At 73.1% G+C, this 24130-nt stretch carries 24 protein-coding genes; 8 read left to right on the top strand and 16 right to left on the bottom strand.

All coding sequences use genetic code 11. From position 1 onward, the window contains the following. Positions 1-98 precede the first annotated feature (98 nt). On the top strand, positions 99-737 hold the full coding sequence (locus SROS_RS12040) for a P-loop nucleotide/nucleoside kinase family protein (protein WP_012889205.1): 639 nt from the start codon (positions 99-101) through the stop codon (positions 735-737). On the opposite strand, the gene SROS_RS12035 is transcribed toward SROS_RS12040, so the two are convergent. The 3 genes from SROS_RS12035 to SROS_RS12025 form a co-directional block, all read right to left on the bottom strand. Beyond that, a complete protein-coding gene (locus SROS_RS12035; protein ID WP_012889204.1) occupies positions 700-1479 on the bottom strand; it encodes a putative hydro-lyase in 780 nt (259 codons plus the stop codon). The two genes, SROS_RS12040 and SROS_RS12035, sit on opposite strands and share 38 nt — an antisense overlap. 85 nt (positions 1480-1564) lie before the next feature. Further along, positions 1565-1801, bottom strand: coding sequence for a helix-turn-helix domain-containing protein (locus tag SROS_RS12030; RefSeq protein WP_012889203.1), 237 nt, complete (start codon positions 1799-1801; stop codon positions 1565-1567). After that, complete coding sequence (locus SROS_RS12025; RefSeq protein WP_012889202.1) at positions 1798-2034, bottom strand: DUF6158 family protein; 237 nt, start codon at positions 2032-2034, stop codon at positions 1798-1800. The genes SROS_RS12030 and SROS_RS12025 overlap by 4 nt, the downstream gene beginning before the upstream one ends. A gap of 137 nt (positions 2035-2171) precedes the next feature. Between SROS_RS12025 and SROS_RS12020 the strand changes: the two genes are divergently transcribed. From SROS_RS12020 to SROS_RS12010, 3 genes are all read left to right on the top strand, one after another. Continuing rightward, on the top strand, positions 2172-3131 hold the full coding sequence (locus SROS_RS12020; RefSeq protein WP_012889201.1) for a LysR family transcriptional regulator: 960 nt from the start codon (positions 2172-2174) through the stop codon (positions 3129-3131). A 131-nt stretch (positions 3132-3262) separates the two neighbouring features. Next, positions 3263-4768, top strand: a complete 1506-nt coding sequence (locus tag SROS_RS12015; RefSeq protein ID WP_012889200.1) for a S1 family peptidase — start codon at positions 3263-3265, stop codon at positions 4766-4768. A 79-nt stretch (positions 4769-4847) separates the two neighbouring features. Then, positions 4848-6308, top strand: a complete 1461-nt coding sequence (locus tag SROS_RS12010) for a hypothetical protein (RefSeq protein ID WP_012889199.1) — start codon at positions 4848-4850, stop codon at positions 6306-6308. Positions 6309-6318: 10 nt separating this feature from the next. Here SROS_RS12010 and SROS_RS12005 read toward each other — a convergent pair whose 3' ends face one another. The 7 genes from SROS_RS12005 to SROS_RS11975 are packed head-to-tail and all read right to left on the bottom strand — an operon-like array spanning position 6319 to position 14818. Next, a complete protein-coding gene (locus tag SROS_RS12005) occupies positions 6319-7182 on the bottom strand; it encodes an N-acetylmannosamine-6-phosphate 2-epimerase (RefSeq protein WP_148269032.1) in 864 nt (287 codons plus the stop codon). Beyond that, a complete protein-coding gene (locus SROS_RS12000) occupies positions 7179-8270 on the bottom strand; it encodes an ROK family protein (protein ID WP_012889197.1) in 1092 nt (363 codons plus the stop codon). Before SROS_RS12000 ends, SROS_RS12005 begins: the two co-directional genes overlap by 4 nt. Next, a complete protein-coding gene (locus tag SROS_RS11995) occupies positions 8267-9196 on the bottom strand; it encodes a dihydrodipicolinate synthase family protein (RefSeq protein WP_012889196.1) in 930 nt (309 codons plus the stop codon). Before SROS_RS11995 ends, SROS_RS12000 begins: the two co-directional genes overlap by 4 nt. After that, the gene (locus tag SROS_RS11990) at positions 9193-10182 is read right to left on the bottom strand and encodes an oligopeptide/dipeptide ABC transporter ATP-binding protein (protein ID WP_012889195.1); all 990 of its coding nucleotides are present in this window, start codon (positions 10180-10182) and stop codon (positions 9193-9195) included. Before SROS_RS11990 ends, SROS_RS11995 begins: the two co-directional genes overlap by 4 nt. Further along, positions 10179-12254, bottom strand: coding sequence for a dipeptide/oligopeptide/nickel ABC transporter permease/ATP-binding protein (locus SROS_RS11985; protein WP_012889194.1), 2076 nt, complete (start codon positions 12252-12254; stop codon positions 10179-10181). Before SROS_RS11985 ends, SROS_RS11990 begins: the two co-directional genes overlap by 4 nt. Next, entirely contained in the window at positions 12251-13201 is a 951-nt protein-coding gene (locus SROS_RS11980; RefSeq protein WP_012889193.1) for an ABC transporter permease, read from the bottom strand. The genes SROS_RS11985 and SROS_RS11980 overlap by 4 nt, the downstream gene beginning before the upstream one ends. A gap of 24 nt (positions 13202-13225) precedes the next feature. Next, the gene (locus tag SROS_RS11975; protein WP_012889192.1) at positions 13226-14818 is read right to left on the bottom strand and encodes an ABC transporter substrate-binding protein; all 1593 of its coding nucleotides are present in this window, start codon (positions 14816-14818) and stop codon (positions 13226-13228) included. A 168-nt stretch (positions 14819-14986) separates the two neighbouring features. Between SROS_RS11975 and SROS_RS11970 the strand changes: the two genes are divergently transcribed. Beyond that, positions 14987-15673: a FadR/GntR family transcriptional regulator gene (locus SROS_RS11970; RefSeq protein ID WP_043655367.1), complete on the top strand. Its 687-nt coding sequence runs from the start codon at positions 14987-14989 to the stop codon at positions 15671-15673. An 84-nt stretch (positions 15674-15757) separates the two neighbouring features. Here SROS_RS11970 and SROS_RS11965 read toward each other — a convergent pair whose 3' ends face one another. Continuing rightward, entirely contained in the window at positions 15758-16591 is an 834-nt protein-coding gene (locus SROS_RS11965) for an amidohydrolase family protein (protein ID WP_012889190.1), read from the bottom strand. 507 nt (positions 16592-17098) lie between these two features. Here SROS_RS11965 and SROS_RS11960 point away from each other — a divergent pair. Then, the gene (locus tag SROS_RS11960) at positions 17099-18280 is read left to right on the top strand and encodes an ROK family protein (protein WP_043651852.1); all 1182 of its coding nucleotides are present in this window, start codon (positions 17099-17101) and stop codon (positions 18278-18280) included. Positions 18281-18471: 191 nt separating this feature from the next. After that, positions 18472-18963 carry a GNAT family N-acetyltransferase gene (locus SROS_RS11955; protein WP_012889188.1) on the top strand — a complete coding sequence of 164 codons (492 nt, stop codon included), beginning with the start codon at positions 18472-18474 and terminating at the stop codon, positions 18961-18963. A gap of 264 nt (positions 18964-19227) precedes the next feature. Here the strand turns inward: SROS_RS11955 and SROS_RS11950 are convergent, their stop codons facing one another. Next, on the bottom strand, positions 19228-19665 hold the full coding sequence (locus tag SROS_RS11950) for a MarR family winged helix-turn-helix transcriptional regulator (protein ID WP_012889187.1): 438 nt from the start codon (positions 19663-19665) through the stop codon (positions 19228-19230). A gap of 79 nt (positions 19666-19744) precedes the next feature. Between SROS_RS11950 and SROS_RS11945 the strand changes: the two genes are divergently transcribed. After that, positions 19745-20326, top strand: coding sequence for a TIGR03086 family metal-binding protein (locus SROS_RS11945; protein WP_012889186.1), 582 nt, complete (start codon positions 19745-19747; stop codon positions 20324-20326). A gap of 128 nt (positions 20327-20454) precedes the next feature. Here the strand turns inward: SROS_RS11945 and SROS_RS11940 are convergent, their stop codons facing one another. The 4 genes from SROS_RS11940 to SROS_RS52815 all read right to left on the bottom strand — a co-directional run bounded on the left by SROS_RS11940 (position 20455) and on the right by SROS_RS52815 (position 24119). Further along, positions 20455-21501, bottom strand: coding sequence for a P1 family peptidase (locus tag SROS_RS11940; RefSeq protein ID WP_012889185.1), 1047 nt, complete (start codon positions 21499-21501; stop codon positions 20455-20457). After that, complete coding sequence (locus SROS_RS52820; RefSeq protein ID WP_012889184.1) at positions 21498-21653, bottom strand: hypothetical protein; 156 nt, start codon at positions 21651-21653, stop codon at positions 21498-21500. The genes SROS_RS11940 and SROS_RS52820 overlap by 4 nt, the downstream gene beginning before the upstream one ends. Before the next feature lie 223 nt (positions 21654-21876). Further along, entirely contained in the window at positions 21877-22848 is a 972-nt protein-coding gene (locus SROS_RS11935) for a UDP-glucuronic acid decarboxylase family protein (RefSeq protein ID WP_012889183.1), read from the bottom strand. Then, positions 22845-24119 (bottom strand): glycosyltransferase family 9 protein, encoded by a 1275-nt coding sequence (locus tag SROS_RS52815; RefSeq protein ID WP_063610288.1) that lies wholly within the window; start codon positions 24117-24119, stop codon positions 22845-22847. Before SROS_RS52815 ends, SROS_RS11935 begins: the two co-directional genes overlap by 4 nt. Positions 24120-24130: the final 11 nt, after the last annotated feature.

The following is a 24130-nucleotide window of genomic DNA, read 5'->3' as shown; positions in this document are numbered from 1 at the left end:
CATCCTCTTTCCGGTAAGAACCGGCATCCTCTTTCCGGTAAGAATGGGCGCATGACGAGGACACCGGTGCCGGGTGGCGGAGGCCTCGCGGGAACCGCATGGCAGGGCTGAGGGTCCCCGAGGACGGAGGCGCCGGCCGGGACATGACGGGACCGGGGGCGTTGTGGGTGGTGAGCGGGCCGCCGGGGGCGGGCAAGTCGAGTGTGGCGGCGGCTCTGCTGGCCCGGCTGGACCCGGTGCCCGCGCTGCTCGACAAGGACACCGCCTACGGCGGGTTCGTGGCGGCCACCCTGCGGGCCCACGGCCGGGACCAGGGAGAACGCGAAGGCCCCTGGTACGACGAGCACGTCAAGCGGCACGAGTACGCCGGGCTGACCGCGCTCGCCCGGCAGATCCGCTCCCACGGCTGCCCGGTGATGCTCGACGGGCCGTTCACCGGCCAGGTGCACGACGCGGCACGCTGGGAGCGCTGGGTGGACGAGCTGGGCGGGCCACCGGTCCACCTGCTCTGGATCCGGTCGGACGGCCCCACCCTGCGGGCCAGGCTGGAACGGCGGGGGCTCGCCAGGGACGCGGGGAAGCTGGCCCGCTTCGAGGAGTATCTGCGGGCGATCCGGGTGGACGAGCCGCCCGCCGTGCCGTACGCCGAGATCGACAACCGCATCGGCGCGCCTGCCCTGGAACGGCAGGTGGCCGCGCTCACGGAAGCTGGAAGCGGTCGTCCCGGGCGTCCGTGATCGCCATGTGGCCCGGCAGGTGGCCGATCGCGAAGGGCACCCCGCTCGCCATGACGGCGGCCTGCGGCGTCACCCCGCAGCCCCAGAAGAGCGGGATCTCCCCCGCCCGCACCTCGACGGGATCGCCGAAGTCGGGCGCGCCGAGATCGGCGATCCCGATCTCCGCCGGATCGCCGACGTGGACCGGCGCGCCGTGCACGGCCGGATATCTCGCCGTCACCCGGACGGCGGCGGGCACCAGGGAGGCCGGGACCGGGCGCATGGAGACCACCATGGGACCGCTCAGCGAGCCCGCCGGGCGGCAGGGCAGCGAGGTGAGATACATCGGCACGTTGGTCCCGGCCTCGATGTGCCGCACCGGGACGCCCGCCCGCAGCAGCGCGTCCTCGAAGGTGAAGCTGCAGCCCAGCAGGAAGGCCACCAGGTCCTCGCGCCAGACGTCGCGCGCGTCGGCCACGTCGGCCACGGCCCTGCCGCGCTCGTAGACCTGGTAGGCGGGCAGGTCTGTGCGGAGGTCCCCGCCGAACAGCCCGGTGCTGACCGCGCCGGGGTCCCCGACGTCCAGCACGGGGCAGGCGACGGGGTTGCGCTGGGCGAAGAGCAGGAGGTCGTAGGCGAGCTCGCGGGGCACAGCGAGCAGGTTGGCCTGGGTCCAACCCCGGCACCATCCGGCGGTGGGCGCCCGCAGACCCTCGCGGAAGCGGCTCCGGGCTTCGGCGGGGGTGAGCGCGGCCACGTCCATGGCCGGATCATAACCCTCGGTGGCGCGGAGTCCCCGCGGGCCGGGGACTTCACCTCGCCCGTGGAGGCCGTAGCGCCTCCGGCACTCAATATTCCAGTCCCCAGCCATGGGGGCCGAGGACGTAGGCGGTCCCGGCGACCTTCAGCCAGCCGGCCTCGGCCAGCTCGTCGAGGCTGCGCCGTACCGTCTCCTCCGGCAGGGCCGTCGCGTGGGCCACCTCGGCGACCGTCGCCCTCCTGCCGTCCACCGCGAGCCCGGACACCGCCTCGTAGACGGCGGTGTCCACTCCCGACAGGGCCTGGACGTCGCGGCGCTCGTTCATGATGCCGCCCCCTGACGCCGCCGGGCGCCGTCGCGCAGCCGTTCGGGATCGACGTCCCGCTCGGGGTGGCGGCGCAGGTATTCCCCCTCCAGTTCCTCTGTCCGCGTGGTGTGGTTGGCGAGCGCGTCGGCGGAGCCGTGCAGGAGCGTCTCGGTACGGGTCGCGTGCAGATGCCGCAGCTCGCGGAACAGGTCGTCCTCGGCCAGGTCCATCGGGTCGATTCCCATCGTCATAAGAACTCGCCTACCCTGTGGCACCCCCGCATCACTTCACCTGCGCCCCGTTCTGTTGAAACGATTTCACGAAATTGAGTCAGATTTCATGACTTGTTTGCATTGCGGGCATACTGTCACGGCCTTACCTTCCCGGTATGGACCTTGAGCTCCGACATCTCAAGATCGTGCGTGCGGTCGCCGAGGCCGGGAGCGTCACCAAGGCGGCCACCCATCTCGGACTGGCCCAACCTGCGCTGACCGCGCAGCTCAAACGGATAGAGCGGGTGCTCGGGGGAGCTCTGTTCGAACGCGACCACAACGGCGCGCGGCCCACGCCCCTCGGGGAACTGGTGCTGTCCAGGGCGATGGTTCTGCTGCCCGCCGCCCGGGAGCTGCAGGAAGAGGCGGTGCGGTTCGCCAACACCAGCGGCGACGTCCCCAGCTACCGGCTGGGCGCCACCAACGGGCCGGTCCTGGGCGGCCTGGTGGACCGGCTCGCCACGGCGTGGCCGTCGACGCCGGTGAGCACCTACACCTCCTGGTCGGCCAAGGAGCTGACCGCGATGGTCATGCTCGGCCGGCTCGACTTCGCGCTCATCGGCGCCTGCGGGGAGAGCCCGCCACCGGTGGAAGGGCCGGTGGTGTGGCTGACCGTGGGGGTGGACCCCGTCTTCGTGCTGCTCGACGACAACCACCCGCTGGTCGGCCGGAAGGAGGTGGCGCTGGCCGAACTGGCCGGCGAGCGGTGGGCGGTCACCCCCGGCGACAGCTGTTTCGGCGACTGCTTCGCCACGGCCTGCACCCGCGCGGGCTTCACTCCCCAGACCATCTACGAGACCGACGTGGGCACGTGCATGCACCTGGCCAAGGTCGGTCGCGCGGCCGTACTGTGCCAGGCGACCTTCCAGCCCGCCCCGGGCATCGCGATGGTGCCGCTCGCCGACGCGCCGCTGCGCTGGCGGCAACTGCTCGGCTGGCACCCCGAGGGAGCCGCCGCGCGGGTCGTCACGTCGGTCGTCGAGCACGCGAAGGCCGCCCACGCCGACTCGGTACGGCGCAGCACGCGATACGCCGCGTGGCTGGCCGAGAACCCCCGCTTCGGCACCTCCCCGTAACGCGCTTCGGCGCTTCCCCATAACGCGCTTCGGCACCTCCCCATATCGTGGCGATAGGGAGCAATTGATAGAACCACGCCCCGTGTGAGCACCGCTACGTTGGCGGCACCCCCCACACGAGGAGACACCACATGCTCCGCAGAAGTGCCGTTACAGCGGGCTTCGCACTCGCCCTCACGCTGGTGGCGACCCCCGCCACCGCCCACGCGGCCCCCGGCGGCGACCCCGCCCCCTCCGCGTTCGCCACGGCCCGGGCACAGGCCGCGGCCGCCGCCAAGCCCGCCCCCGCCATGATCGACGCCCTCAAGCGCGACCTCGGGATCACAGGTGAGCAGGCCACCGCCCGCCTGATCAACGAGGCCGCCGCGGCCAAGGTCGAGCCCGCCGTCCGCGGGCAGCTCGGCAAGGACTTCGCCGGCGCCTGGGTGACCGGCCCCACCTCCGAGTTCGTGGTCGCCACCACCGACTCCACGAAGATCACCTCCATCCTCCGCGCCGGCGCGGAGGCGAAGCTCGTCAAGCACTCGCTGGCCACGCTCGAAGCCGCCAGGGAACGGCTCGACGCCGTCACCGCCGCGCCGTACGGGGTGGTGCCCTCCTGGTACGTCGACCTGCAGAGCAACAGCGTCGTCGTGCTGGCGGGAGACCCCGCCGCCGCGGAGGCGTTCGTGAACGCCGCCGGGCTCGACAGGGCGCTGGTGCGCGTGGAGGCCTCCACCGAGCGGCCCCGGCCGCTCTACGACGTCCGCGGCGGCGACGCCTACTACATCGGCAGCGGCTCCCGCTGCTCGGTCGGCTTCTCGGTCACCCGCGGCACCCAGGGCGGCTTCGCCACCGCGGGCCACTGCGGCACCACCGGAGCCAGCACCAGGGGCTCCAACCAGGTCGCGCAGGGCACCTTCCAGGGCTCGTCCTTCCCCGGCAACGACTACGCCTGGGTCGCGGTCAACTCCAACTGGACGCCGGTCGGCGTCGTGAACGGCTACAGCAACGGCATCGTCCAGGTCGGCGGGTCGGCCGACGCGGCCGTGGGCTCGTCGGTCTGCCGGGCCGGCTCGACCACCGGCTGGCACTGCGGCACCATCCAGGCCCGCAACGCCAGCGTCACCTACCCCGAGGGCACCATCACCGGCCTGGGCCGTACCAGCGTGTGCGCCGAGCCAGGCGACTCCGGCGGTTCCTACATCTCCGGCAGCCAGGCCCAGGGCGTCACCTCCGGCGGGTCGGGCAACTGCTCCTCCGGCGGCACGACCTACTTCCAGCCGATCAACGAGATCCTGCAGGTCTACGGGCTCACCCTGGTCACCGGGGGCAGCAACCCGCCGACCGGCTGCACCGGCTACCAGAACACCTACAACGGCTCGCTGACCTCCAACCAGAACGGCTACCAGCCGAGCAGCACCGGCTACACCGCCGGGGCGGGCGTGCAGCGCATCTGCCTGGACGGCCCGAACGGCACCGACTACGACGCCTACCTGCAGAAGCTGAACGGTTCCACCTGGACCAACGTGGCCAGCGGGACCACCCCCAACCCCGACGAGGCCTTCACCTACAACGGCACCGCGGGCACCTACCGCGTCCGGGTCCACGCCTACAGCGGCTCGGGCTCCTACACCCTGGGTCTGACCAGGCCCTGACCGTCTCTCCGGCACCGCCGTCCCTCCTCCTGGAGGGGCGGCGGCGCCGTCGTGTCCGGATGTCAAGAACAATGGACAGATGAGCGAGCTTCTGAGGTTGAGCGAGGGCGCGGTGCTGACGCACCTGGTCACCCGGGCCGAGCTGACGGCCGGTGCGCTGGCGGCCGTCGACGACCTGCGGCTGTGGGCGCGGCTGGCCGACGGCGACGGGATCCCCCTCGCCGGGGGCGGCCTGGTGCGCACCGTGGTCGAGGCGGGCGAGCCGTCCCTGACGGGACCGGCCGGCTGGCTGGCGGAGGTGGAGCCGGAGGACGTGGTCGCGCTGCGCCTGCGCGGCGGGGCGCTGGAGCTGTCGATCGCGGACCTGACCGGCTTCCCCGCGGAGCGGGCGATCCGGGTCGTCCAGGAGTTCGGCGAGCAGGCACTGGACGCCCTGCGGGCCTTCGCCGAGGGGCTGGAGCCCGCCCCCGGCGTCCCGATCGACGTGGTGGTCCTCGACCTGCTGATGAAGGCCCCCGAGACCTTCGCCGACCCGCTCCCGCCGCTGGCCCCGCTGCTGCGCGAGGCCGCGCTGGAGGTGCGGGGCGGCCGGGTCGGCATCGTGGGCGCGCCCTGGGACACCGAGTCGGTCGCCGACCTGGCCCCGCTGGACGTCATCAGGCTGGCCCTGGTCCGCAGCGCGCTGCGCACCTACGGCGAGGGCGGCGACCTGTCCAAGGCGATCACCTACCTGTCGCGCTCGGAGGCGGTGCTCGCCAGGATCGCCGACGAGGTGGAGCGCGAGCCGCTCGGCCCCGGCCTGATCGAGGCGCTCCCCCGCACCGAACCGGCCGCGCTGCTGCTGATCGCCAGGTCGGCCGAGGGCGAGGGCCGCTCGTTCGAGGCCTCCGGGCTCATCGACGAGGTGCTCTCCCTCGCCCCGGGGCTGGCTCCGGCCGAGCAGGACGCGGCCGAATACGCCGCGTGCCGTACCAACCCGGCCGATCCGCTGCCGGCGCGGGCCGCGCACCTGTTCCGGCAGCTGCTCGCCTACGGCTACCGCCCGGCCCGCAGGCGGCTGATCGACGACCTGGTCGCGCTGAGCATCCGGGTGGCCGAGCCCGCCCTCGCCGACCTGGCGCTGTTCGAGAACGACGTCGTCGGAGAGTTCCTGGACGCGCGGCGCGAGTGGCTGCGCGACGACGAGGCGGAGCTGCTGGAGTCCTGGCGCAGGACGCCGCTGCGCCTGTGGGAGGTCCTTGAGGTCGCCGGGGACGAGATCACCCTGCGCGACCTGACGGACGGGAAGGAGCCGGTGACGCTGACCGACGAACTCCTGCCCCGGCAGGCCCTGCCCGGCGACCTGATGCTGACCAGGCTGCTGGGCGACGGGCAGGGCCCGCACGTGTTCGGCCACCCGTTCAAGGTGGACCCGGCGCGCAGGGACGAGATGCTCGCCCTGCTCACCGACCCCGTCGACCCCTACGCGGTGGCCGCCTTCTTCAGGCGGGCCGGGCGGCCGTCCGGCCCGGCGGGCGGGGGCACCCGGCCGGCGCCGTAGCCACGGCCGGTCACCCGGGCGGGCAGGCGTCGCCGATCGCCCGCGCGAACCAGCGGGTGATGCTCGTCGGGTGGGTGATGGCGGTGCCGACGACGACCGCGTGCGCTCCCCGCCGGATCGCCTCGGCGGCCTGCTCGGTGGTGTGGATGCGCCCCTCCGCGATCACCGGGACGGGCAGGTCACGGGCGAGCCTGCCGACCAGGTCGAGGTCCGGGCCGGGGCCGCCGCGCGAGTACGGCGTGTAGCCGGCGAGCGTCGTCCCCACGAGGTCGGCTCCCGCCTCGGCCGCGGCGACGCCCTCGTCGTAGGTCGAGACGTCGGCCATGACGAGCCTGCCGGTGTGCTCGTGCACCGCCCGGACGGTCTGCGCGAGGGTGCGGCCGTCGGGGCGGGGGCGGCCGGTGCCGTCGAGTGCCACGATGTCGGCACCGGCCGCGGCGACCTCGAAGGCGTGCTCGACCGTCGGGGTGATGAAGACGTCGTCCGCGCCGTCCTTCCAGAGGCCGATGAGGGGAAGGTCCAGCGCGGCCCTTATCCGGCGCAGGTCCTCCGGGCCCTGGGCGCGGATGCCCGCCGCCCCGCCGGCCGCGGCCGCCTGGGCCACGCGGCACATCGTGTCGGCGTCACGCATCGGCTCGCCGGGGTAGGCCTGGCAGGACACGATGACCCGGCCCCGGACCGCGGCGAGCAGCGCGTTCACGGCACCGCCCCGCCCGGCGTCCGGGGCGGTGGAGTCCCCTTGGCCGGCCTCCGGGCCACGCCGTCCGGCCGGGCTCACAGGATCGTCCCGGCCGACGTCCGGGCCACGCCGTCCGGCCGGGCTCACAGGATCGTCGCGGCCGGCGTCCGGGCCGGGCTGTCCGGCGGGGCTCATCCGGCCACCTCCAGGGCCATTCGGGCGGCGCCGAGCAGGGCGGCGTCACCGCCGAGCGCGGCCGGTCCGACGGGCACCTCGCGCAGCGCGGGCAGCACCTCGGCGGCGATCCCCTCGCGCAGGGCCTGCCACCACAGCTCTCCGCACGCGGCGACGCCTCCCCCGACCACCACGACTTCGGGATCGATGACGTTCATGAGTCCTCCGATCGTCGAACCGAGCGCCGCCGCTCCCCCGGTCAGGACGGAGACGGCGATCCGGTCGCCCTCCGCGGCGAGCCGGGCGACGTCGGCCAGTCCCGTCACTCGGGCCGATCCCGATACAGCGGCCGGTTCCGATACGGCGGCCGGTCCCGTAACGCCGGACGATCCGGGCGCACCGGCCAGTCCCGGCACACCCGCCGATCCCGGCACACCCGCCGGTTCCGGCGCACCCGCCGATCCCGGCACACCCGCCGGTTCCGGCGCACCGGACGGTTCCGTCGCCGCGGCCGCGGCGCGGCCGCGGTACTCCGCGAGCATGGCGGGGCCGGACGCGACCGCCTCGACGTGCCCGTACCCGCCACACGGGCAGGGCCGGCCGGCCGCCGCCACGGCGGGCACGTGACCGGCGTGACCGGCCACGGAGTGCGCGCCGCGCAGCACCCGCCCGCCGAGGACGACGGAGGCGCCGATCCCGGTGCCCACGGCCACCAGCAGCACGTCGGCGTAGCCGGCGGCGGCGCCACGCCACTGCTCGCCGAGCGCGTGCGCGTGCACGTCGTTGTCGACCGCGACCGGCAGGCCGAGCCTGCGGGACACCTCGCCGCGCAGGTCGGTGCCCGCCCACCCGGTGATGGCATCGGTGGCCGAGACGATCACACCGCGCCGCGGATCGACCACCCCCGCGCTGCCGACGCCTACCGCCGTGACCTCCCCGGCCCCTGACGCGACCTCGCCGACCAGGCCGGCGGCGGTGTCCAGGACCGCGGCCGGCCCCTGCGCCGCCGGGGTCGGCAGCGTCCGTACGGCCAGCAGGGTGCCGGAGGAGTCGACCAGCCCGGCGGAGGTCTTCGTGCCGCCGATGTCGACGCCGACGACCAGGGTCACAGGAGCCCGGCCTCGTGCAGGTGGGAGGCCACGGCACGGGTCTCGTCGGCGGTCAGCTCGCGCATGGGCTGCGAGACGGCCGCGCTCGCGATGACACCGCGCAGGGCGAGTGCCGTCTTGAACGCGCCGATCCCCCTCGTGCTGCCGCCCGCCGTCTCCGGGGAGGCGGCGTCGACGATGCGGAACAGCCGGGTCAGCCGGTCCTGCTCCGCCTTGGCGTCCGCCCAGCGGCCCTCGGCGCAGGCCCGGAGCAGGCGCACGTAGCCGTGCGGGTCGACGTTGCCCAGGCCCGGCACCGCGCCGTCCGCCCCGGCGAGCATCATCGCGTCGACGACGACCTCGTGGCCGGTCAGCGCGGAGAAGCCCGGCAGGCCGGCGGCGCCGAGCACCACCTGGCGGAAACCGACGTCGTCGCCGCTGGAGTCCTTGAGGCCGTCGATGACCCCGTCGGCGGCCAGCGCCAGCACCTGGTCGACGGCGAGCTTGGTGTGCACCGACACCGGCACGTCGTAGGCGAACATCGGCAGGTCGACCGCGGCCCGGACCGCCCGGAAGTGGCGGTCGATCTCCAGCGGGTGGATGCGGGTGTAGAAGGGCGCGGTCACCACGGTCGCGTCGGCGCCGAGCTTGGCGGCGACCTCGGCCCTCTCGATCACGCGGGCGGTCGTCGTCTCGATGCATCCCGCGAGCACGGGGACCCGGCCCGCGACCGTCCGCACCACGACCTCCAGCGCCCTGTCGCGCCGGGCGTCGGTGAGGAAGGCGGCCTCGCCGGAGCTGCCCAGCGCGAACAGGCCGGTGACGCCGGCCTCGACCAGGAACTCGACCAGCCGCTCCAGCGACGGCACGTCGACCTCTCCACCCGGCGTCAGGGGGGTGACGAGCGGGGGGACGACGCCGCTGAAGCGGGGCTCTCGGGGACTCACGGAATGCTCCTCAGAAGGGGTTCGGGATGAACGCAGTGCCAGGAGTGCCGGCTCTCCCGGCCTGCCGGCGTGCTCGGCGGGAATTGCGCCGCGCACTCGTCTGTGGCCTTCCAGCAACGGGTGCGGAAGGGGCAGCCCGACGGCGGGCGGGTCGCCGACGGCACCGGGCCGGTCAGCACGATCCGCTCGGTTCCGTCGAGCAGGCTCGGGGTGGCCGAGAACAGCGCACGCGTGTAGGGATGGCGGGCCTCGCCCACCACGTCGGCGGCCGGGCCCTCCTCGACCACGCGGCCGAGGTACATGACCGCGATCCGGTCGGCGAGGTAGCGGACGGTCTGGATGTCGTGGGAGATGAAGACGAGGCCCAGCCCCAGGTTCGCGCGCAGGTCGACCAGCAGGTTGAGCACCTGGGCGCGGACCGAGACGTCGAGCGCGCTGGTGGGCTCGTCGGCGACGATCACCTGGGGTTCGAGCGCCAGGGCACGGGCCACGGCGACCCGCTGGCGCTGGCCGCCGGAGAGCCGGCCGGGCAGCGCGTCGGCGGTGTGACCGGGCAGCCCGACCAGGTCGAGCAGGTCGCGCACGCGCTCCTCGCGCTGCCGTACGGTCCCGCGCCGGTGGATGTCCAGCGGGTCGCGCAGGATCCGCCGGACCGGCAGCCGCGGGTTGAGGGCGGTGGAGGCGTCCTGGAACACCATGCCGACGGAGGTGCCGAAGGTCTCGCGCCGCGCCTTCGCCGGCATGGACCACAGGTCGTCGCCCCGGAAACGCACCGTCCCCGAGGTGGGCGCCTGAAGGCCGACCACCACCTTGGCCAGCGTGGACTTGCCGCAGCCGGACTCCCCGACGACGCCGAGGATCTCCCCCTGCCCGACGGACACGGTGACGTCGGTGAGGGCGTGAACCTTGTCCCGGCTGAACATCCCGCCGCTGCGCGCGGTGTGCACGACGTGCACCTGTTCGAGGCTGACGACCGGCCCGTTCAAAGCTGTCCTCCTTCACGGACGGCGCCCTGGACGGCGCCCGGCTGGAAACCCGGGTGGAAACAGGCGTGGGCGTGGTCGTGCGGGTCGCCGGCGAGCTCCGGCCGGGACGTGCGGCACAGCTCGGTGGCCGCCGCGCACCGGCCGGCGAAACGGCAGCCCGGGCCGAAGTCCTGGGGCGCCGGCACCACCCCGGGCACCTGGTGCAGCCGTTCCGCCCCGGCCTCCAGGGAGAGGACGGAGCCGAGCAGGCCGCGGGCGTAGTGGTGCCGCACCCCGGAGAAGATCCGCGGGGCCGTGCCGACCTCCGCGAGCTGACCCGCGTACATCACCGCGACCCGGTGCACGAGCTCGCCGACCAGGCCGAGGTCGTGGGAGACGAGCACCATGGCGAAGCCGAGCTCGTCCCTGAGCCGGCTGAGCAGCTCGACCACCTGGGCCTGCACGGTCACGTCGAGCGCCGTCGTGGGCTCGTCGGCGACGAGCAGGCGCGGGCTCCGCGAGAGCGCCATCGCGATCAGCACCCGCTGGCGCTGGCCGCCGGAGAGCTCGTGCGGGTAGCTGCGCAGGGTCCGCCGCGGGTCCAGGCCCACGAGTTCGAGCAGTTCCTCCGGCGTCCGCGTGCCGCCCCGGCGGGTCAGCTGCCGTAGCTGGGTGCCGACGAGGACCGACGGGTTCAGCGACGACATGGCGTCCTGGTAGACCATGGCGATCTCCGGGCCGGAGATCGCCCGCCGCTGCCGGGGCGGGAGCGCGAGGATGTCCCGCCCGCCGTACTCGATCCGGCCGCTGACCTGTGCGCCGCGCGGCAGCAGCCCCATGATCGCCAGGCTGGTCAGGCTCTTGCCGCAGCCGGACTCCCCGACCAGGCCGAGCGCCTCGCCGGTGCGCACGTCGAAGGAGAGCGACTGCACGACCGGGACGTCGCCGTAGCGCTGGGGGAAGCGGATCGTCAGGTCCTGGACCGACAGCAGTGTCTTCGCCGTGTCCGGCAGCGGCGCGACCCGGGGCTCGCGCCCGGCCACCACGACGGCGAGCCGGGCGAGCGCGGCGTCGACCTCGGCGCTCGGACCGGGGACCGGGCCCCCGCCGGCGGGCGCGGGCGCCGCGTCGCCGCCGAGCACCACCCCGCCGTCTCCGGGCGCGGCGCCGATCATCGCGGGGTCGGCGGCCGGTACGGCCGTCGCCACGGTCACGGCCTGCGGCGTCCTGGGGCGGGCGGTGCGGGGGGCCGCCCAGGCGTCGGTCAGCCCCTCGGCGAGCAGGTTGAGCGCGAGCACCGTGAGCAGGATGGCCAGGCCGGGGAAGAACGTGGCCCACCAGCCACCGGCGAGCACGATCTGCCGGCCGTAGGCCAGGACGTTGCCCCAGCTCGGCGCGGGATCCTGGATGCCCGCGCCGATGAACGACAGGCTCGCCTCGAAGATGATCACTTCCGCCACCAGCAGGGTGGCGAAGACCAGGACCGGCGCGGCGCAGTTGATCGCGACGTGCTTGACCAGGACGTACCAGCGGGGGGCGCCGATCACCTGCTCGGCGGCGACGTAGTCCTCGCCGTACTGCGCCAGGACGTTGGCCCGCACCACGCGGGTCAGATGCGGCACGTACAGGAAGGAGATGGTCAGGGTCAGCAGCATGAGGTCGCGGCCGAAGACCGCCACCAGCACCGCGGCGAGCGCGATGGGCGGGAAGGCCATGATCACGTCGAGGACGCGCATGATGCCCTCCCCGACGAGCTTGCGGGAGGTGGCCGCGAGGCTGCCGAGCACCGCGCCGGCGAGCACCGCCACCGCGGTGGCGCCCAGGCCGACGAGGAGCGAGGATCGCGCGCCGTGGGCGACCCGGGCGAAGACGTCGCGGCCGGCGCGGTCGGTGCCGAACCAGTGCTCGGCGCCGGGCGGGGTGGCCGGGACGCCGGTCGCCAGCGGGTCTCCCGCGACGAGGGGGGCGAGGAGGGCGAGCAGCCCCACCACCGCGAGGACGGTCAGGGAGACGATCGTGACCGGTGACAGCCGGGAGAAGCGGAGGCCCGGGCGGGTGAGCCGGGAGACGAGTTGCGGTCGGAACATGGTCATACCACCCGGATCCGCGGATTGACGAGGAGATAGAGCAGGTCGACGATGAGATTCACCACGAGGAACGACACCGCGATCGTCAGCACCGACCCCTGGACCAGGGCGACGTCACCATTGGTGACGCCGTCGAGGATGAGCTTGCCCATGCCGGGCAGGTCGAAGATCGTCTCGATGACCACGGCGCCGCTCAGCAGGTAGCCCACGCGGAGTCCGAGCACGGTCAGCGGGGTGATGAGCGCGTTGCGCAGCGCGCCGCGGATGACGACCGACCGGGGCAGGCCGTTGCCGGTGGCGGTACGGACGTAGTCGCGGTCCATCTCCTCGACCATCGAGGTGCGCACCAGCCGCGCCAGCGAGGCCGCCACCGGTACGGCGGTCGCGATCGCCGGCAGCGCGAGCGAGCGCAGCCACCCGGTGAGGGAGTCGGCGGGGTTGACGTAGCCGCCGGTCGGGAACAGCTCGACGCCGAGCGCGAACTCCTGGATGAGCAGGATCCCCAGCCAGAACGACGGCACCGCCACACCCGCGATGGAGACCAGGCGGGTCACCTGGTCCGGCCAGCGGTCGCGGTAGAGGGCGCCGACGGTGCCGAGACCGAGGGCGAGGGCGACCGCGAGCACGAGGGCCAGCAGGGTGAGCTGCATGGTCAGCGGGAAGGCCGTGACGATGCGGTCGACCACCGGCGCGGCGGGCGGAGCGGTGTATCCCAGGTCACCCTGGACGAGCTGCCCCAGGAACCGCACGTAGCGCACCGGCAGCGGGTCGTCCAGCCCGTGAGCCGCCGCGTAGGCCGCGCGCGCCTGCTCGCTCGCGCTTTCGCCGAGGGCGTTGTACGCCGGGTCGTTTGGCGAGAACTGGAGGACGACGAAGACGAGCAGGGTGACCCCGGCGAGCATGAGCGGCAGGGTCACCAGCCGTCTCGCGGCCAGTCGTAGGAACGCGAACATGGTGTCTTTCTCGTCGCGGAGGGATCAGGCGAGGCCGACGTCGAGGAACGACAGGCCCGTCGTGGGGATGGGCCTGAAGCCGGTCAGCTTCTTGTCGTTCCAGGCGGTGGGCAGCTTGCGGTGCAGGATCGGGTAGAGCGGCGCCTCCTCGGCGATGACGTCGACCGCCTCCGCCCACAGCTTCTTCTGCTCCGCCGCGTCGCCGGTCTTCGCCGCCTCGTCGAGCAGCCCCAGGACCTTCCCCGCCTCCTTGGTGCCGTCCCAGCGGAACCGCTTCTGCGGCCAGAGGCCGTCGAAGAACCAGCGGAGCAGCAGGTCCATGTCGTTTCCGAAGACCGACGGGTCGCCGGGCGCCACCAGGATCTGGAACTTGCCGGGGTCGACCTTGTTGGTGTACTGGCCGCCGGACTGGCCGATGTCGAGGGTGGTGGTCACGCCGACGGCGTCCCAGCCCTCCTTGATGACCGGGACGGCGTCCTTCACCCAGCCGGTGTCGGTGGTCACCATGGTGACGTTCAGGCCGGAGACGCCGGCCTCCTTCAGCAGCGCCTTGGCCTTGTCCGGGTCGTAGCCGTAGACGGTCGAGGCCTTGGCGTAGGCCGGATGGGTCTCCTGCACGTAACCCGTGGCCGCGGCGGCGTTGCCGAGCATCGCCGTCTGGATCACCTTGTCGGTGTCGATGGCGTAGTGCAGCGCCTGGCGCACGCGCTTGTCGTCGAAGGGCTTCTCGGCGCAGTTGAACATGAGGAAGAGCAGGCCGAAGGACTGCGCGGCCTCAAGCTTGTGCTTCTGGCCGACCTTCTGCACGTCGATGTAGGGGACGTCCTCGATCGCCGCCACCCGGCCCGACTCCAGCGCGGTGACGCGGGCCGAGGAGTCGGACAGCAGCCGCCAGACCATGTTCTTGACCTTGGCCGGGCGGGTGCCGTTGTACTTGTCCCACCGCTCGAAGACGATCTTGTCTTCCTTGGTCGCCTCGACCAGCCTGTAGGGGCCGGAACCGACGGGCTTGGCGTCGAAGGCGGTCTTGTCCTTCTCGACGAGGGCCTTGGGCACGATCTTGACGACCGCGAGCCGCTCCTTGAGCAGCGGGAAGGCGTACTTGAGCTTGATCTCGACGGTCTTGGCGTCGGCGGCGGTGACGCTCTCGACGAACGGGATGAACTGCACCATGAGCGAGGCGTTGGCCGGGTCCATCACGCGCTGGAAGCTGAAGGCCACGTCGCCGGCCGTCACGGCGGAGCCGTCATGGAAGGTCGCGCCGTCGCGGAGCGCGACCTTGTAGGTCGTGTCGTCCACCTTCTCCAGGTCGCGCGCGGCCAGCGCGGCGTAGGACTCGCGGGTCACCGGGTCGAGGTCGAACAGCGCCTCGAAGACGTGCATGTTGGCGGCGACCGGCGTCGCGCCGGAGGAGGTCATCGGATCGAAGCCGGTCGACAGGGCGTAGGAGATGCCCGCCTCGATCGTGTCCGCCGCGGCCGCCGGCGCGGGGCCCGTGGTGGACTCCGGACCGGAGCAGGCGGCCAGCGAGCCGGTGAAGGCGGTGGCGGCGCTCACGGCCCCGACGAACTGCAGGAAACCGCGACGGTTCATGGGTGCGGCGGAGAGGTGGGGCACGTCGTCCACTCCTTTGATCAGGGCCGTTACAGAGACCGGGGGGTGTTTTCGGCAATCATATGACGTCTGATGTCTGATGCCGATAAGGTTGGAATGTAGACGGCCCCACCAAGAAAGGGCAAGAGGTTGGTCGAGATCGAGTCCATCTCGCGAGGGTCACGCGGCGTGATGTTGCGCCAGCATGAGGTGGCGGAGCGCATCAAGCAGTACATCTTGCAGAACCGCCTGGGACCCGGCGATCCCCTGCCCACCGAGGCGGAGCTGTGCGCCGCCGTGGGAGCCAGCCGCTCCAGCGTCCGCGAGGCGATCAAGACCCTCACCGCCCTCGACATCGTCGAGGTGCGCCACGGGCACGGCACCTACGTCGGACGGCTGTCACTCGCCGCGCTCGTCGAGAGCCTGACCTTCCGGGGGCTGCTCAGCCGGTCCGACGACTTCCGGGTGCTCTCCGAGCTGGTCCAGGTCCGCCAGACGATAGAGCAGGGGCTCGCCGGTCCCATCCTCGCCGCCTTCGACGACGGCATCCACGGCGAGCTGCTCGACCTCGCCGACCAGATGGCCGAGCGCGCGGCCCGCGGCGAGTCCTTCATCGATCAGGACCGCGAGTTCCACCTGCTGCTCATGGAGCCGCTGGGCAACGAGCTGATCACCCAGCTCACCGCCGCGTTCTGGGACGTCCACGCCATCGTCGCCCACACGCTGGACACCAGCCCCGAGTCGGTGCGGGAGACCGTCGAGGCGCACCACGCGATCGTCGCGGCGGTCTCCGCCGGAGACGTCACCGCGTTCACCCGGGCCATCGAGGCCCACTACGCCCCGGTCCGCCGGCGCCTCCAGGAGGGTCCCGGACGCTGAACGGCCGGCCGGGCAGGGCCGTACACACCGGGCAGGCCGGGTGGCACCCCGTACACGCCGGCGGGCCCGGACCGCGCGGGTGGCTCAGGCGATGCCGTAGACGCGGGCGGCCACCCCGCCGAACACCTCCTCGCGCTCGGCCTCCGACAGGTGCGCGGTGAGCGAGCGGGTGGTCTCCAGCACGCTCTCGTATGGCGCGGCGAGCAGGCAGACCGGCCAGTCGGAGCCGAACATGACCCGCTCCGGCCCGAAGGCCTCCAGCACCACGTCGACGTAGGGCCGCAGGTCCCCGGCCGTCCAGCCGTCCCAGTCCGCCTCGGTGAGGAGGCCGGACAGCTTGCACGTGACGTTCGGACGGGCGGCCAGCTCGCGGACCAGCGTGGCCCACGGCTCCAGCACCCCCGAGGCGACCGGCGGCTTGGAGCAGTGGTCGAGCACGAAGGCGAGATCGGGCAGCGCGGCCGCGGTCTCGATCGCGGCGGGGAGCTGGTGCGGGAGAGTGAGCAGCTCGTAGACGAGCCCGGCCCGCCCGACCGCCGCGAGGCCGCGCCGCACGTCCTCCCGGCAGAGCCAGCGCGGGTCGGCCTCGCCCTGCACCTGGTGCCGGATGCCGCGCAGGTAGCGGCCGCCCGGCACGGCCCGCAGCGCGTCGAGGTCGTCGGCCGCCGAGGGGGCGGTCAGGTCGGTCCAGCCGACCACCGCCGCGATCAGGTCGTGCGCCTCGGCCAGGGCCAGGAACTCCGGCGTCTCCTCCGGCACGGTGATCGTCTGCACGAGCACCGTGGCCGTCACCCCGGAGGCGGCCGCCGGCAGGTCCTCGACGCCGAAGTTCCGCCGCAGCGGAGCCAGCTCGGGACCGGTGATCCAGTCCTGGTCCCGCACGGACAGGTCCCAGACATGGTGATGCGCGTCGATCATGGCTCTCCCCCGGGCGATTGGTCCGATCATTCAACCGACATGGAGCCCGTTCGACAAGCCTTACCCGCCAAAGCAGGATATTGATCGGACCTCAAGGAGGGTTTCTCCTGAAGGCCGGCGCATCCGCAGACGGACCCGCGCGCTCGGCGCGCAGGCCCGCACGTCACGGGGATCCGCCCATCGGATCCGGGCCGGTTGTCGCCCGCGCAGGGTCGTCCGCGCGAGGTCGGCGAAGAATCCGGACCGCGCAGGGGCCTGGTCAGGCCCTGCACGTGCGCGACCAGCTCACCCGGCCTGCCGTACGGCCGCCGCCGGATCCCCTGTTCCGGCGACGCCTACTCGGATCCGATCCGCCGGCGACGCTCCGGCTCCCGCCACGTTTCCAGGTGCCGATGAGGCGTTTATGGCGATGATCAGGCAAAAGATCGCAATCTTTAGTCATAATGAAGCGATGAATGAGCGTAAGTCGCTTTGACGTGGTGGAAACGAGGAGTGTTGACTGTGCGCATGCTGAGCGAAGCGAACGGTTCAATCGCCGGCGCGGGGGCGCTTCTGAAGATCCTGCGCGATGGTCAGGCCCGGACCCGGGCCGAGTTGGTGCAACTGACCGGACTGGCACGGTCCACCCTCGGGCAGCGGCTCGACGCGCTGCTCAGCCAGCAGTGGATCGTCCCGACCGAGGAGGCCATCTCCTCGGGAGGCCGTCCCGCCGTCGCCTTCACCTTCAACCGCGGCGCCCGCATCGCCCTCGCCGCCGACCTCGGGGCCACCCACGCCCGGGTGGCGATCACCGATCTGGGCACCGAGGTGCTCGCCGAGCGCGCGGACGAGGTGCCGATAGACCGCGGCCCCGTCGAGACGCTCACCTGGCTCCAGCACACCTTCGAGGAGATGCTCGCCGAGACCGGCCACACCCGGGACCAGATCTGCGGCATCGGCGTCGGCCTGCCCGGCCCGGTCGAGCACAGCTCGGGACGGCCGGTCAATCCGCCGATAATGCCGGGCTGGGACGGTTTCCCCGTCCCCGAGTGGCTCGGCGAGCGCTTCGGCGCACCCGTGCTCGTCGACAACGACGTCAACATCATGGCGCTGGGCGAGCACTGGGCCGCCCGCCCCGAGGCCGACCACCTCATCTTCGTCAAGATCGGCACCGGCATCGGCTGCGGCATCATCAGTGACCGCCACCTGCACCGGGGCGCCCAGGGCGCGGCCGGCGACATCGGCCACATCCAGGTGGCCTCGGCCACCGACATCGTCTGCCGCTGCGGCAACCTCGGCTGCCTGGAGGCCGTCGCCAGCGGCGCGGCCATGTCCGCCCGCCTGTCCGCCGACGGAGTGGAGGCCGCCGACAGCCGCGACGTGGTCCGCCTGGTGCGCGGCGGCAACACCCAGGCCGTCCAGCTCATCCGCCAGGCGGGCCGCGAGATCGGCGACGTCCTCGCCTCGATCGTCAACTTCTTCAACCCCTCGGTGATCGTGGTCGGCGGCGACATCGCCGAGGCCGGCGAGCAGATACTCGCCGGCCTCCGCGAGGTCATCTACAGCCGCTCGCTGCCCCTCGCCACCCAGCACCTGACGATCACCGCCAGCGAGCTCAGCGACCGGGCGGGGGTGATCGGCGCGGCCGTGATGGTCATCGAACACGCCCTGGCCCCCGGCACCGTCGACCAGGCCGTCACCCGCGACTGACCACGGGACGTCATGGGCGTGGAAACCGGTCACGGGACGCCGTGACCGTAGAAGCCGACCATGGGACGCCCTCACTGTGGCAGCCGACCACGAGACGCCGTGACCACGGAGGCCGACCACGGGGCATCTTGACCATAAAAGCCGATATGGGACACCCTCACTGTGGCAGCCGACCATGGGACGCTATGACGATGGACACCGGACCGATCTGGACCCCTCGGCTCACGCTCGAACCGCTGGCGGTGGAGCACGCCGCCGAGATGGCCGAGGCACTCTCCGACCCGGCCCTCCACACCTTCATCGGCGGCTCCCCCGCGACCGCCGAGCAGTTGCGCAACCGCTACACCCGCATGGTCGCCGGGCCGCCGCCCGGCGGTGACGACGCCTGGCTCAACTGGGTGATCCGCCTGGAGGGTCCGGATCGCCTGGTCGGCTACGTCCAGGCCACCGTGGCCGCCGGCCGGGCGTCCATGGCCTGGGTCGTCGGCACCCCCTGGCAGGGCAGGGGGATCGCCGGCGAGGCCGCGCTCGCCCTCCTCTCCTGGCTCAGGGAGCACGGCGTCACCGACATCGTCGCGACGATCCACCCCGACCACACCGCCTCCTCGGCCCTGGCCCGCCGCCTCGGCCTCGTGCCGACCGACGCCCGGATGGACGGCGAGGTCGTCTGGCGCTCCGAGTAGCCCCCTCCTGAAGAGCTCGCCGCGGGTCCGTGGCTCTCCGGCCGGGCCTTGACCCGTTCCGGCACGCGGTCACGGTGTCGCGCCGCTTCCGCGGCGAGCCGGTACGGCTCCGCATGAATGGACGCCTCCGGAGCGGAGTGGAGGCGAACGGGGGCCCTTACCGTCGTCCGTTACCGGCGGAACCCGTACACCACATCCGTTGATCTGACCGCCGGGACATCGAACCGCTCCACCGGCTCGACCAGGGCGTACTCCTCGCCGAGGTCAGGCGCCGGCGATCTCTTCGGGGGGCAGGGCGGCGAGCGCCCGTAGGGCGCGCAGGAAACCGCGCCGGTCCTCGGGGGAGAGGCGCGCCAGCAGGCGTTCTTCCTTGCGCCGGATGCCCGCCTGCGCGGAGTCGCGTACGCGGCGGCCCTCGGCGGTCAACGACAGGACGCGGGCGCGCCGGTCGGCGGGGTCGGGGGTCCGCTCGATGAGACCTTTCCGCTGAAGGTCGTCGAGGAATCCGATGATGCGGGTCTTGTCCGCGCCGATGGCCTCCGCGAGCGCGGCCTGGGTCCGCAACGGCCGTTCGTCCAGCGCGAGCAGGACCGAGTAGGCCCACATCGACAGGCCGTGCTCGTGCAGCACGGGCAGCTCGGCGTCGATGAGCGCCCGGCTCAGCGGGCTGATCATCGCGGCGAGGTCGGGACGATCGGTCACGGCATCACCCTATACGCATTGACAGATGATATACATACGTAGATGATATGCGCGAGCTTATCAATTCGAGAGGTCGTTCATGGACATTCGGGAACTGGACAGGCGTGCGGTGCGCGCGAGCGTGGACCTGGTCGCCAAGGCGGCGGCCGAGGACCTCGGCCGGCCCACGCCGTGCGCCGGCTGGACGCTGGCCGACCTGCTCGCCCACATGACCGCCCAGCACCACGGTTTCGCCGCCGCGGCGGAGGGAGCCGGAGCCGATCTGGCGGTGTGGCGGGTGGAGCCGCCGGGCGACGACGCCTTCTCGGCCTACGCCGGAGCCGCCGAACGCGTGATGACGGCGTTCGCGCAGGACGGCGTGCTGGATCGCGAGTTCGCGCTGCCCGAGTTCGGCAGGGACCTGACGTTCCCCGCGGCGCAGGCCATCGGCTTTCACTTCATCGACTACCTGGTGCACGGCTGGGACGTCGCCCAGTCGCTCGGCGTCGAGTTCACGGCGGAGCCGGAGCTGGTGGAGGCCGCCTGGCCGATCGCCCGGGCCGTCCCGGACGACGGGCGACGCCGCGTGCCCGGCGCCGCGTTCCAGCCCAGCCTGGTCATCCCCGAGGACGCGGACCGCTTCAGCCGGATCCTCGCCATGCTCGGCCGCTCCCCCGCCTAGAGCGGCCTCGCCACCGGCCTAGAGCGGCCTCGTCACCGGGAGGCCGGATGCCCCGGCCTCCGGGCGGGACGGCGTCCGGGCGGGACGGCGTCCGCCGGAGGGGCGTCCGGCCCCGGAGGGCACGGCCCTCAGTCTCCCGGAAGAGGAGACCCGCTCCGGCGCAGGAGTTTCATGAGCCGGGGAAGCGGTATCGCGTGCAGGGTGCGCCCGTCCACGCCCGTCGTGGTCGTCGCGGTGAACAGCGAGTTCAGGACGGCCTCCTCGACGGCGTCGAGCGCCGCCTCGAACAGCGGGCTCAACGTCGCGTCCGGGGGCGGCGCGCCGTCCGTCCGGACCGAGAAGGCGATGCCGTAGTCCCCGCTGCCGTGGCTGTAGGAGGCGCCGACCCGTCCCAGCGCGAACACCGCGCGCCGTGCCAGGCGGGTGAGCTGGCGGGCGTCGAGGGGCGCGTCGGTCGCGACGACGACCATGCACGATCCCACGTCCGGGGTGGGGGGCTCGGCCAGCCCCAGGGAGGCCGGTGTGACCGTGGAGCCGAGGACGCGCAGCGTGCCGCCGAAGTTCGCCTGCACCAGCGCGCCGAGGGTGAACGGCCCGTCCGCCAGGCCGAGCACCCGGGAGGCCGTGCCGACGCCCGCCTTGAACCCCAGGGCGCCGGTGCCGGTTCCCGCTCCGACGCATCCCTCCGTCACCGGCCCCGGCGCCGCGCCGTCGATGGCCGCCAGCACCTCCGCCTCACCGAGCGGACGGGCACGGATGTCCGACAGGTAGCCGTCGTTGCACTCCCCCACGACCGGGTTGAAGGTCCGCACGTCCGCGCAGTCCGGCCGCGCCAGCATCCAGCTCACCACCGCGTCGGCCGCCCGGAACGCCGACAACGTCGCGGTGAGCACGACGGGCGCCTCGATCAGCCCGAGCTCGGCCAGCTGGGTGGCGCCGACCAGCTTGCCGTGCCCGTTGCCGACGAACATGCCCGCCGGCAACGGCGCGTGCGGGCCGACGCCGTCGGGGACGATCGCGGTCACGCCGGTGCGGATGGCGGGCTCCCGCAGGACGGTGCAGTGCCCGACACGTACGCCGGGCACGTCGGTGATGGCGTTGTGCTCGCCCGGCGCGTGCTCGCCGATCACGATTCCCAGGTCACGCGCCCTGTGACCGTGCACCGTCAGGCTCACCGGTCGCCTTCGCGGCTCGCGGGGAAGGCGTCGCGCGCCCGCGCGGCCGGCGCCTCCGGCGTGGCGGGGGCGCGGTGGCGCAGGCCGTCGGGCAGCCGGTCGCGGTCGTGTCGCGCGTCGGCGCGCGGTGGCCGGGGGCATGTGGCCGGCACGTTCTCTCCTCATCGGTCCGTCCGGACATCCCGGTCTGCCGGGACGTCGGAGCCGATTGTTCCGCCTTCGCGGCTCGATTTACCAACCGGAGGAATCCCGGCGCCGTCCGCTTCGGGAAACGCGCCACGGCGTCGCTTCCGGCCCTCGTACCGCAGCCGGCACCACGGAACCGGCGTTCACGGGATCTCGGTGCGGCGGATCGGAGAGGCTCCGGACCCCGGTTCACCTGCTCGATTCGGCACTTTCACGGTGGCCCTGGAGCTCTGCGGCGAACCAGGAGATGGTACGGCTCAGCCCGTCGACGATGTCCACCTTCGGCGTCCACCCCAGGCGGGAGGCGGCCAGCGAGGTGTCGGGGCAGCGGATCTCCGGGTCCTCGGCGGGACGGTCGATGAAGTGGATCGGCGAGTCCGAGCCGGTCAGCTCGCGGATCGTCTCCGCGAGGGCGAGCATGGTCAGCTCCGCCGGGTTGCCGATGTTGACCGGTCCCTCGAACCCGCTGTCGGCCAGGGCAAAGATCCCCTCGATCGTGTCGTCCACGTAGCAGATGGAGCGGGTCTGCCCGCCGTCACCGGTCACGGTGATCGGCTCGCCGTACAGGGCCTGACGGATGAAGGTAGGGATGGCCCGGCCGTCGTGGGGCCGCATCCTCGGCCCGTAGGTGTTGAAGATCCGCACGATCGCGGTGTCGGCCCGGTGGGAGTTGCGGTAGGCCGTGGTCAGCGACTCGGCGAAACGCTTGGCCTCGTCGTACACGCTCCGCGGTCCCACCGGGTTGACGTTGCCCCGGTAGCTCTCCCGCTGCGGGTGCTCCAGCGGGTCGCCGTACACCTCACTGGTGGAGGCCAGGACGAACCGGGCGTCCTTCTCCCTGGCGAGCCCGAGCGCGTGCAGCGTGCCGAGGCTGCCCACCTTGAGCGTCTCTATCGGATGGCGCAGGTAGTCGGTGGGCGAGGCCGCCGAGGCGAAGTGGAGCACCAGGTCCACGTCACCGGGCACGTGGACGAAGCCGGTGAGGTCGCACTCGACCAGCCGGAACGCGGCCCGGCCGATCAGATGCTCGACGTTGCGGGGGGAACCGGTCAGGAAGTTGTCCATGCAGACCACCCCCGCTCCCTCGGCGAGGAGGCGTTCACACAGGTACGACCCCAGGAAGCCGGCTCCGCCGGTCACCACCACCCGTCGCGTGCTCATCGGACGCCTACCTCCAGCAGATTGACGGCGGCGTCGAGGACCTCCAGGACGCCGATCTCCAGCAGCCCCTCATCGGGCAGGTCCCCGTGGGGGTCGCCGGAGCGCCCCGCCCACAGGGCCACGTGCGGTCCGTGGGGCGGTCCCCACAGAGCGGGCGAGACCGGCCCGAACAGCACCACCGAGGGGGTGGCGAGCGCGCTCGCGAGATGGGCCACGCCGGTGTCGCCGCAGACGACCAGCCGGGCCCGGGCCACCAGGGCGACCAGGTCGCGCAGGCCGGTGCGCCCGGCGAGCACGCACGCCTCCGGCAGGCAGGCGAGGGAGGCCACCTGCTCGGCGAGCGCCCGCTCCCCGGCGTTCCCCGTGATCACCACCTCATGACCGGCCTGCCGCAGCGCGACGGCCACCAGCGCGAACCGCTCCGGCGGCCAGCGCCTGGCCGGGGCGGCGGCACCCGGATGGAGGATGACCGACGCGGGCCGCCCGGACCGGGGAACCCTCGGCCCCCGGCGGGCCGCCCCGCGACCGGCCGGGGCCCGGCCCTCGACCGGAACGGACATCTCGGACGGGGAACCACACGGCGCCGGACCCGTGGCCGGCACGGGCCACCCGGACGGGGAGACCTCCGGCCCCGGACCGGGCGCCCCGGAGTCGACGGCAACCGGCTCAGGCTCCCGCGAGGAGACGGACCCCGGTTCCGAGCCGGCCGCCCCGGAGTCGACGGCAACCGGCGCGGGCTCCCATGAGGAGGCGGGCTCCGGCGCCGGGCCGGTCGCCCACGAGCGGGCGACGAGCGGCGTCACCCATCCCGGGGGGACCTCCAGCTCAAGATCACCCGGATCGGCCGCGATGCCGTACCAGCCGAGCAGGTCGCACCAGCGCCGGACCTCGTGCGCGTCCCCCCGCCAGGACGGCCCCCGCACCTCCGGGAAGTCGGGATGAGCATGGGTGATCAGCCGTCCCGGGCCGGTACGGCGCAGCGCGGCGAGGCTCTGCGGCCCCCTGCCGTGCAGGTTGACCGCGAGGTCGGGGGCCGCGCCGAGCGGGACCGGTCCCGGCCCCGACACGTCGAGCAGCTCGTCCACCGCGCCGATCAGCGGCACCAGGGCCGCCAGCGAGGCCGGCGCGGCCAGCACGATCCGGTGGCCGGGATGGGCGCGGCGCAGCGCCCGCAGCGCCGGGACCGCGGTGAGCAGGTCACCGAGGCCGAGCCCGCGCAGCACCACCATGACCGGCGGCCCCCCGGCCGCCGTCCGCCCGCCGGCGGTCACGCCGGGTTCCG

Source organism: Streptosporangium roseum DSM 43021 (assembly GCF_000024865.1).
Lineage (GTDB): Bacteria > Actinomycetota > Actinomycetes > Streptosporangiales > Streptosporangiaceae > Streptosporangium > Streptosporangium roseum.
The sequence above is the reverse complement of the archived record's forward strand: the minus strand, read 5'-3'. Positions and strand labels throughout refer to the sequence as shown.